The sequence below is a fragment of the Pseudoalteromonas sp. SR43-2 genome (genome assembly GCF_014163885.1).
GTDB lineage: Bacteria > Pseudomonadota > Gammaproteobacteria > Enterobacterales > Alteromonadaceae > Pseudoalteromonas > Pseudoalteromonas distincta.
Genome location: NZ_JACJED010000028.1, coordinates 35,409 through 43,792 on the forward strand (window position 1 = coordinate 35,409; position 8,384 = coordinate 43,792).

The 8,384-nt window shown below is 40.7% G+C and carries 8 protein-coding genes; 5 read left to right on the forward strand and 3 right to left on the reverse strand.

Going from position 1 to position 8,384, the window contains the following annotated elements; genetic code table 11:
- The first annotated feature begins 49 nt into the window (after positions 1 to 49).
- The 3 genes from hrpA (at position 50) to H5120_RS18785 (ending at position 4,699) form a co-directional block, all read left to right on the forward strand.
- A complete protein-coding gene (gene hrpA / locus H5120_RS18775; protein ID WP_182675752.1) occupies positions 50 to 3,937 on the forward strand; it encodes an ATP-dependent RNA helicase HrpA in 3,888 nt (1,295 codons plus the stop codon).
- 75 nt (positions 3,938 to 4,012) lie between these two features.
- A complete protein-coding gene (locus tag H5120_RS18780; RefSeq protein ID WP_024597850.1) occupies positions 4,013 to 4,393 on the forward strand; it encodes a PleD family two-component system response regulator in 381 nt (126 codons plus the stop codon).
- A 9-nt stretch (positions 4,394 to 4,402) separates the two neighbouring features.
- Positions 4,403 to 4,699 carry a PilZ domain-containing protein gene (locus H5120_RS18785; protein ID WP_182675753.1) on the forward strand — a complete coding sequence of 99 codons (297 nt, stop codon included), beginning with the start codon at positions 4,403 to 4,405 and terminating at the stop codon, positions 4,697 to 4,699.
- Between the two features lie 30 nt (positions 4,700 to 4,729).
- Here H5120_RS18785 and H5120_RS18790 read toward each other — a convergent pair whose 3' ends face one another.
- On the reverse strand, positions 4,730 to 5,920 hold the full coding sequence (locus H5120_RS18790; protein ID WP_182675754.1) for a class I SAM-dependent methyltransferase: 1,191 nt from the start codon (positions 5,918 to 5,920) through the stop codon (positions 4,730 to 4,732).
- A 140-nt stretch (positions 5,921 to 6,060) separates the two neighbouring features.
- Between H5120_RS18790 and H5120_RS18795 the strand changes: the two genes are divergently transcribed.
- Together H5120_RS18795 and H5120_RS18800 are read left to right on the forward strand one after the other, a co-directional pair.
- Positions 6,061 to 6,717 carry an HD domain-containing protein gene (locus H5120_RS18795; protein ID WP_039487345.1) on the forward strand — a complete coding sequence of 219 codons (657 nt, stop codon included), beginning with the start codon at positions 6,061 to 6,063 and terminating at the stop codon, positions 6,715 to 6,717.
- A gap of 1 nt (position 6,718) precedes the next feature.
- Complete coding sequence (locus H5120_RS18800; protein WP_182675755.1) at positions 6,719 to 7,159, forward strand: VOC family protein; 441 nt, start codon at positions 6,719 to 6,721, stop codon at positions 7,157 to 7,159.
- Here the strand turns inward: H5120_RS18800 and H5120_RS18805 are convergent.
- Complete coding sequence (locus tag H5120_RS18805; RefSeq protein WP_002961438.1) at positions 7,156 to 8,148, reverse strand: two-component system response regulator; 993 nt, start codon at positions 8,146 to 8,148, stop codon at positions 7,156 to 7,158. The two genes, H5120_RS18800 and H5120_RS18805, sit on opposite strands and share 4 nt — an antisense overlap.
- Positions 8,149 to 8,151: 3 nt before the next feature.
- On the reverse strand, positions 8,152 to 8,384 hold a 233-nt coding region (locus H5120_RS18810; protein ID WP_182675756.1), incomplete at its 5' end, for a hypothetical protein.

Genomic DNA, 8,384 nt, shown 5'->3' on the forward strand with positions numbered 1-8,384 from the left:
TTAATTTGATACAATTACGGCTCTTTAACTAATTTTATAAGGTATGCGGGTGGTAAACCTAGGTCAGTTGTTTGGCGAGCTAAAAACGTGCTTAAAAAAAGATCAATTCATTTTCAAAAAACGCTTACATGGCGTAAAAAAAATAACCGATGAAAACAAGCATGCCAACGCGCTTGAAAAAATAGCGGCTGATATAACCCGTAGCCAAGAATTACGCGATAAACGCTTAGCTGGCCTCCCTAAAGTGACTTACCCTGAGCAATTGCCGGTAAGTCAAAAAAAGGAATTAATTAAAGACGCCATTGCAAATAACCAAGTGGTTATTATTGCCGGTGAGACGGGCTCAGGCAAAACAACGCAAATACCTAAAATGTGTTTAGAGCTTGGTCGTGGTGTTGATGGTTTAATTGGTCATACGCAACCACGTCGATTAGCAGCGCGTACGGTGGCTAATCGTATTGCTGAAGAAATGAAGTGTGAACTTGGTCAGCAAGTTGGCTTTAAAATTCGTTTTAGCGATCAGGTATCTAATAATACGTATATTAAATTAATGACCGACGGTATTTTGCTGGCTGAAATTCAGCAAGACCGTTTTTTAAATCAATACGACACGATTATTATTGATGAAGCGCATGAGCGTAGTTTAAATATTGATTTTATTTTAGGTTACTTAAAAAACCTGCTTCCAAAACGCCCTGATTTAAAAATAATAATTACCTCAGCGACTATCGATCCTGAGCGTTTTTCAAAGCACTTTGATGATGCGCCCATTATAGAAGTATCGGGTCGTACTTTCCCTGTTGATGTGCGCTACAACCCTATTACTGATATTAATAAAGATGATATGGAAGCGGAGGGCGATCAGCTACAAGGTATTTTTGATGCCGTTGATGAGCTGTGCGCTGAAGGCCCTGGCGATATTCTCATATTTTTAAATGGTGAGCGTGAAATACGCGATACCGCAGATGCACTTAGCAAGCGTAATTTAAAACACACCGATGTATTGCCACTTTACTCGCGTTTATCTAACGCAGAGCAAAACCGTATATTTGCGCCGCATTCTCGTCGTCATATTATTTTATCGACTAACGTAGCCGAAACGTCACTCACCGTGCCAGGTATTCGTTATGTAATAGACCCAGGTACTGCGCGTATAAGTCGCTACAGCTATCGTACAAAAGTACAGCGCCTACCAATAGAGCCTATATCACAAGCAAGTGCTAATCAGCGTATGGGTCGTTGTGGACGTGTTGAAGCGGGTATTTGTATTAGGTTGTATTCTGAGGATGATTTTTTATCACGTCCAGAGTTTACCGACCCTGAAATACTGCGTACTAACCTTGCGTCTGTTATTTTACAAATGTTGGCGCTAGGGCTTGGTGATATGGCGCAATTCCCGTTTGTACAAGCGCCAGATAGCCGCAATATTAATGATGGCCTAACATTGCTTGAAGAGCTACAAGCGGTAAAACCAGCTAAACGCGATAGTAAAACCAGCCTAACTCAATCGGGCAGAGAGCTTAGTCGATTACCCGTTGACCCACGTTTAGCGAAAATGGTGCTAACAGCCCATAAACTTGGCGCATTGCGTGAAGTGATTATTATTGTGGCGGCGTTGTCTATTCAAGACCCACGTGAACGCCCACAAGAAAAACGTGCTGCTGCCAATGAAAAACACGGTCGTTTTGATGATCCAGATTCTGATTTTATCGCTTTTTTAAACTTATGGAATTACCTAGAAGAGCAGCAAAGCGAGCTGACTAATAGCCAATTTAGAAAGCTGTGTCAAAAAGACTTCTTAGCCTATATGCGCCTGCGTGAATGGCAAGATATTGTTTATCAAATAAGTACTGTGTGTAACGAAATGGGCATGAAAGCAACCAGCCAAGCGGCTGATGGCGAACTTGTTCACAAAGCGTTGTTAAGCGGGATGCTAAGCCATATTGGCTTTAAAGATGAAAAACAAATATACAAAGGCGCACGTAATAGTCAGTTTCATATTTTTCCGGGTTCAGGTTTATTTAAAAAGAGCCCTAAATGGATCATGTCAGCAGAGCTGGTAGAAACCAGTAAATTATATGCCCGCACAAATGCAAAAATAGACATTAACTGGGTAGAGCCATTAGCACAACACCTAGTAAAACGTAGTTACACAGAACCTCATTGGGAGAAAAAGCCAGGTGCGGTAATCGCGTTTGAACAGCAAACTTTATACGGCTTACTTGTTGTAAATAAACGCCGCTGTGTTTATAGCAACATAGACCCTAAAGTGAGTCGAGAGCTTTTTGTGCGCACTGCATTAGTTGAGCAAGAACTTGGCTTAAACGAGGGCTTTTTAGCGATTAACCGTGAGCTAATAGAAGATATTCAAGTTCTGGAAAATAAGTCACGTCGTCGTGATATTTTAGTTGATGAGCAAACGTTATTTGAGTTTTACGATAAAAAAATACCCAAAGAAATTAATAACCGCGCTGCATTTTTAAAATGGTATAAAACACAAAAACAACAAAATAAGCATTACCTACACATGACTCGTGAAGAGTTAATGCAGCATGGTGCAAGTAATATCACTGAGTTTGACTACCCTGACACATGGCAGCAAGACAATATTATATTGCCGCTTGCTTATCATTTCGACCCAGGCCAAGCCGTTGATGGCGTTGCGGTACAAATACCGGTCGCGCTGTTGAATCAAGTGCAAGAAAGTGGTTTTGACTGGCACATACCAGCATTTAGGCATGAGCTAATAAGTGGACTTATAAAGTCATTGCCTAAATCGCTTCGTCGTAATTTTGTGCCAGCACCAAACTATGCTGATGCAGTGCTGGCAGCTATTGAGCCAATGCAAGGGAGCTTAATTGATGCATTAACGACGCGTTTATTGAGAATGACAGGTGTGAGGGTTGATCCAGAGGCATGGGACTTAAGTGCATTAGCCCCGCATTTACGATTACAGTTTGAAGTACGTGATGAGAGCGATAAGTTACTTGCACGAGGACTTGATTTAGCCAAGCTCAAAGCAGAGCTGCAAGGTGAAGTCACCGAAACACTCTCTAAAGTAGCCGATAAAGGCATTGAAAAGTCAGACTTAACACAATGGGATTTTGGTGAGTTACCCGCTTCATACGTTAAAAAGCAAGGTCAATATGAGATAAAAGCATACCCTGCGCTGGTGGATAAAAAATCAGCCGCTGCAGTGGAGCTTTTTGATAGCGAAGCAAAAGCGCAGCAAGCACATCAACAAGGTTTGCGCCGTTTAGTACTATTAAATGTGCCATCGCCAATTAAGTACTTACAACAAAACTTACCGAATAAGGCAAAGCTGGGTTTGTACTTTAACCCATTTGGTAAAATAGCTGATTTAATTGATGACTGTATTGCCGCTGGTGTTGATAGTTTATTGCTAAAACATGGTGATATACGCGACGAAAAAGCATTTGAAACAGTAAAAGAGCAAATACGCGGTGAGCTGGGTGATGCAGTGGTATCGATTGCAACGCAAGTTGAGCAAGTATTAAGTATTGCTCATGCGCTGCATAAAAAGATGAAAGGGCGAGTAGATTTAACCATGATAACCGCGCACGGCGATATAAAGTCACAGCTTGAGTCACTTATATTTAAAGGTTTTGTGAGCGCGCATGGCGCAGATAAAATAGCGGATTTAATTCGTTATTTAAAAGCGATTCAAAAACGTTTAGAAAAGCTGCCTGTGGATCCAAATCGTGATAGGTTATGCGTACTAGAGCTAGATAAAGTTGCGCAAGAGTATAAAAAAGTAGTTAATAAAACGCCTAAAGGGTTGCCTATACCACAAGAGGTAACCGCTATTTTTTGGATGCAACAGGAGCTTAGAGTGTCGTTATTTGCTCAAACACTAGGAACGCCTTACCCAATTTCAGCCAAGCGGGTACTTAATGCGATAAAAGAGATAGAATAAAACTTGCATTTTCTATTAAGCTTAGTACCTTAATAGAAGGATTTATTTTTGTTTTGAAAAGGAAGCGACATAGTTATGTCCTCATCGATTGAACATAAAACAAAGCGACTTTTAGTGGTAGATGACGAGTATTTTAATTTTGAAATGCTCAAAGCCGCACTAGCGTCGAAATTTGATGTTAGTTACGCAGATTCAGGGCAAAGCTGCCTTGCATCAGCAATTGCGAGTCCGCCAGATATAATTTTGCTTGATGTTTGTATGCCTGGTCTTGATGGTTATGATACATGCCGAATGCTGAAGCACACACCTGAAACAAAAAATATTCCTGTTGTTATGGTATCGGGCCTGGAGTCCCCATCTGAAAAACAAGCAGGGTTTGATGCTGGTTGTAACGCGTATGTTGTAAAGCCATTTTCAGTGGGTGCTTTGTTGGAAGAAATTAACACGGTTGTTTAGAGGTAACATATGTTTACTGATGATAAGCGAAATTTTAGACGCATGCAGATTAACACGCCTGCAAATTTAACAACGATAGAACCAATAGCGGGTTTAAGTTTTGCCGCAGAGTGCGTGGATTTAAGTGCAACAGGTTTATCAATTCATTTAGATGAATTGCTTGAACCTAATACCTTACTGGCGGTGAACATTGATTCGACTCATCCAAGTATTGCGCCTTTAAATGCAACTGCAAAAGTAATACGTGCCAGCAAAGAAGATGATGGCACGGTAACAGCAGGTCTTGAAATCATTGAGTTTAACTAAATCGAATTCAGTTAAACTCAATAGTAGATATTAAAAAACCTTACAGATTAAGCCTTTTAAGTAAAAGCCTTCAGGGTAGCTGCCAGCAATTGGGTGATCGGCTGCCTGGTTTAATCGCTCCATTATCAGTAGGTCTTTACCTGCATCAAGTGCTGCATCGGCTACTACTTTTTGAAACAAGTTTTGTTCCATTAAACCAGAGCATGAGAATGTTAATAGTGTTCCGCCTGGTTTTAGTATTTGCATGGCAATCATGTTGATATCTTTATAGCCACGACACGCTCCCGTTAACTGCGCTTTATTATCAGCAAATTTTGGTGGGTCCATTACGATGGTATCAAACTGTCTACCTTCGTCGCGGTATTGGCGTAATAATTTAAATACATCCTGCTTAACAAAGCTCACTTTGTTTAAATCTAAGTTGTTATGCTCAACATTACGCTTTGCTGTATCTAAAGCGGGTTGCGATACATCTACGTTAGTTACATGCTCACATCCACCACGCAGGGCATACAACGAGAATGTACCTGTGTAACTAAAGCAGTTAAGGACAGTTTTACCTCTTGAGAAGCGCTCAAGTGCAGCACGGCTGTCACGCTGATCTAAGTAAAATCCTGTTTTGTGACCTTCAATTATATCAACTTCGATTTTTAAGCCGTTTTCTTCAATAAGCACAGGCTCTTTTGGTTCATTCCCCCAAAGTGCGCCTTTAATTGGTTCTAAGCCTTCTTTAGTACGTACATCTACGTCAGAACGTTCATATATGCTAGAGCCGGGGAAAATAGACATCAAGGCGCCTACAATCTCGCCTTTATGGCGCTCGGCACCGGCGCTTAATAGCTGGCACACTAATACGTTGTCAAATTTATCTATTGTAACGCCTGGTAAGTAATCAGACTCAGCAGCGCATAAGCGAAACCCTGTTAATCCGCCTTCTTCAATAACTTGGCTACGGGCTTCTAATGAGCGACGTAAACGGCGTTCAAAAAAGTGTTGATCGATGACTTCTTTTTCGTCAAAGCTCCAAACACGTGCACGAATTTGTGAGTGAGGGCTATATGCAGCAGTTGCTAAAAACTTACCTTCGCTGTCGTGAATCGTTACTGTGTCGCCTAATCCAGGTTTACCTTTAATTTTTTTGATGGCTTTTGAAAATAACCAAGGGTGTTTTCTTTTTAATGATTTATCGCGACCAGCTTGTAGGTAAACGGCAGATGACATAAGGCTTCTCAGTAGTAATAAATAAGCGCTGTATTTTAGTCAAGCAAGGAGCAACATACAATGAATGTTTTGCAAGGGTGGCATAAAGCACGGTAAAGTACGGATAATTCATTGATTAATTAGCTTTTTGGAACCTAACTTTGTCTGACGTCGCTTTAAGCCCTGATTTAGAAATACTTAACTCACAATGTAGAGGGTTTATCGCCTCTTTAGTGCATGCCGATGTTGCTCATGACATTACTCATATAGAGCGAGTGGTGCGCGTTGCAATACAGTTATGTAATGCGGAGCAGGCAAACATGTCAGTAGTATTACCTGCAGCGTGGATGCACGACTGTGTGGCTGTGGCTAAAAACCACCCTGATCGTGCAAAAGCCTCTACTATGGCAGCTGATAAGGCATTGGAGTTTTTAAAATCGATTAATTATGACGAGTCACTTTTTGATGAGATTCATCATGCAATTGCAGCACATAGCTTCAGCGCAAATATAAAAATTAAAACAGTTGAAGCGCAAATAGTACAAGATGCCGACAGAATGGATGCATTGGGCGCTATTGGCGTTAGCCGATGCATGAAAGTTGGTGGCTCAATTTCTCGGTTATTATATAACCCAAATGACCCTTTTTGTGTTGAACGCGAGGCTGATGATAAAACATACACGCTTGATCATTTTTTCATAAAGTTATTACATATTGCCGATAGTATGAATACCCCATCAGCTAAAGCAGAGGCGAACAGACGAACAAGGTATATGCATGAGTTTTTAGAGCAATTAAAGTCAGAAATTGGTGAGTAACGTGAATAATACAAGCATACCGAAATTATCTGGCATTGATCATTGCCATTTAAATGTTGATAACTTAGCTAATGCCGTTAAGTGGTATGAGCGGGTTTTAGGTTTTAGCGTAGTGCCAGAACTTGCCTTTTGGGATGAGGATGGGCGAGGCCCTTTAACGCTTGAAGATGGTTGTTCAACCACTCGTTTAGCATTGTTTGAAGGAGAGGGGCGCAGTAAAGGGATTGCATTTTTGGCCTCAGGGGATCAATTTATTCAATGGCGTATTCATCTTGAGAGTTTAAATATAAAAGTAGTTTTAGCAGATCATGGTGTAACGTTTTCTATGTACTTTAAAGACGAAAGTGGCAATAGCCATGAAATTACGTCACATGACTATCGTTATATAAAATCTTGTTACCCAAATGTTGAGCTTGGCTCTCACAGTGCTAAAAAGAATTAGCTTTCTTGATTTGCATTTTTTATAGCAATAATATCGTCTAAGTTTTTTACTAATAGCTCGATTAGAGCGGGATCGAAATGAGTTCCTGCTTGCTCTTGCATATGCAAAACTGTTTTCTCTACGCTCCAAGCCTCTTTGTAAGGGCGTTTTGAGGTAAGTGCATCAAATACGTCAGCTATAGCAACAATTCTACCTTCAACTGATATTTCCTCGCCTTTGATCCCGTTAGGATAGCCTGAGCCATCCCATTTTTCGTGGTGTTCAATTGCAAGTGTATGCGCAAGTTGTAGTAAAGGAGATGATGAGTTTGCTAAAATTTGCGCGCCAATGGTGGCGTGTTCTTTCATATGATCAAACTCTTCAGAGGTTAACTTTCCAGGTTTGAGTAGGATAGCGTCAGGAATACCTATTTTTCCTACATCGTGCATTGGGGCGGCTTGACGTAGAAGTTCTGCTCGTTGTTCATCCATACCTAGTGCTAACGCTAATACTTTACTGTATTGGCTCATGCGCACTATATGTTCACCCGTGTCGGTGTCTTTATATTCCGCTGCACGGCCTAGACGTTCTACTAAATCTACATGAGCTTGCTTTAATTGCTCTGCTTGTACTAGCGACAAGTGAGTATTAACCCTTGCTCTTACAATGGCAGGGCTTATTGGTTTAGTAATATAATCTACTGCGCCTAACTCAAAACCTTTGTATTCATCGCTTTCATCGCCAAGCGCAGTTACAAAAATAATTGGGATGTGTGATGTTTTAGGATTTCTCTTAACTATTTGGCACACTTCAAAGCCATTCATATCTGGCATCATTATGTCGAGCAAAATTAGCTTTGGTAGTTCTTTTTCAAGTAGTGCTAGTGCGGCATCACCCGATTTAGCAAACGACATACGATATTGATTACCTAACACTTCGCGCATTACTTTTAGATTTGCAGGCTCATCGTCAACAATTAATACCCGTGGCCTATCTGTCGTAAAATCCATTAATTAATACTCATCGTTTGTTAGTTTTTCAAGTAAGGTTTCAAGTATTACGTGTGCTTTATCAAAATCAAATTCATCAAAGGCTTCGGCTATATCATCAACTTCATTTTGAAAGGTAGAAGGTGCGCCGCGTTGCAACTTTGCGAGTAGTTCATCATTTAATTCTGCGTTTTGCGCATCTTGATGAAGTGTTTCACACAATTGCTTAATCTCATCTATTGATAGAGTGTCGGAGC

What these genes read in the sequence shown, in the direction of transcription:
- H5120_RS18790 (WP_182675754.1), bottom strand. Translation starts at nt 5,920, where the DNA reads ATGTCATCTGCCGTTTACCTACAAGCTGGTCGCGATAAATCATTAAAA.
- H5120_RS18785 (WP_182675753.1), top strand. Translation starts at nt 4,403, where the DNA reads ATGTTTACTGATGATAAGCGAAATTTTAGACGCATGCAGATTAACACG.
- H5120_RS18805 (WP_002961438.1), bottom strand. Translation starts at nt 8,148, where the DNA reads ATGGATTTTACGACAGATAGGCCACGGGTATTAATTGTTGACGATGAG.
- H5120_RS18780 (WP_024597850.1), top strand. Translation starts at nt 4,013, where the DNA reads ATGTCCTCATCGATTGAACATAAAACAAAGCGACTTTTAGTGGTAGAT.